Origin of the sequence: Hymenobacter terrestris, from assembly GCF_013377905.1 — a bacterium.
Lineage (GTDB): Bacteria > Bacteroidota > Bacteroidia > Cytophagales > Hymenobacteraceae > Hymenobacter > Hymenobacter terrestris.
Genome location: NZ_JABKAV010000149.1, coordinates 1 through 1,230 on the forward strand (window position 1 = coordinate 1; position 1,230 = coordinate 1,230).

The window sequence follows — 1,230 nt, forward strand, 5'->3', positions numbered from 1 at the left end:
TGACCTCCTCCCAATTGCTGGACCGGCCTGAGATAGAGGATCAGGCGTTCTGAAGCTCGACAGTACTGGCTGCTGCCATTACTTGATCGGGCGTTAAATTCTGGAGCGAACTGTGGGGTCGGAAGCCGTTGTACTCCTGCCGCCACTGCTCGATTTTCTCCTGCGCGTCGGTTAGCGATAGGAACCAATGCACATTCAAACACTCGTCCCGGAAGCTACCGTTGAATGACTCAATATAGGGGTTGTCCGTCGGTTTGCCGGGCCGCGAGAAGTCCAGTGTGACCTGCTGCTCGTAGGCCCATTTATCCAGCGCCTTGCTGATGAACTCGCTGCCGTTGTCGACCTGGATGCGTTCTGGTACGACGCCCAGCGTTTGCTGCAAGTGGCTCATTATGGCCACCACGTCGTCGCCTTTCAGCGACTGCCCGACGTGAATGGCCAGGCACTGGCGACTAAAATTATCGACTATCGTTAAGGCCCGGATCTTGCGCCCATCGAAGAGCTGATCGGCCACGAAATCCATGCTCCAGCTCTGATGCGGCCGTTGTAATTCAACCCGCTCCAGGCGGTGCGCCGCAGCCCGGCTGCGCTTGGGCCGTTTGCTGCGTAAATGCAGCCCTTCCAGGCAGTAGAGGCGGTGGACGCGCTTGTGGTTGTCGGGCCAGCCTTCTCGACGCAGCAGCGTAAACAGGCGCTGGCAACCGTAGCGCACCCGTATCTGGGCCAGTTCCCGTAACCGCTGGCGCAGCACCGTATCATCCCGCCCATGCGGCTGGTAATACCAGCTCGACCGTTGTAGCGATACGAGCTGGCAGGCTCGGCGGATCGAGATGCGATAGGCGTCGCGTAAGTGTTGAGCCGCGTGGCGACGCTGCACGGGCTTCAGAACTTTTTTTTGAGTACGTCCTGCAGCATCTGCTTGTCCAGGCTCAGATCCGCGACCAGCTGTTTGAGCTGCTGGTTCTCTTCTTCCAACTGTTTTAAACGGCGCAACTCGGGCACGCCCAGCCCGCCGTATTTCTTCTTCCAGTTGTAATAGGTGGCCTCGCTGATGCCCATCTTCCGGCAGACCTCGGCGACGGCCACGCCCGTGTCGGCCTGGCGTAGCGCAAACACGATTTGGGCCTCGGTAAACTTTGTCTTTTTCATGGCACATGTCTCTTGGTTTAAGATACGACAAGGGCCTGATTTCTCTACTTCAGCATGGTCTAGTTTATTGGGGGGAGGTCA

General features: G+C 57.9%; 1 protein-coding gene. It reads right to left on the reverse strand.

Annotated features, from left to right (window positions below):
- Positions 1–40 precede the first annotated feature (40 nt).
- Positions 41–1,149 (reverse strand): IS3 family transposase gene (locus HW556_RS18350; protein WP_394354146.1). Its coding sequence is split into 2 segments (ribosomal slippage): positions 41–888 and positions 888–1,149, totalling 1,110 coding nucleotides; the frame shifts between segments, so codons are not numbered across the junction.
- Positions 1,150–1,230: the final 81 nt, after the last annotated feature.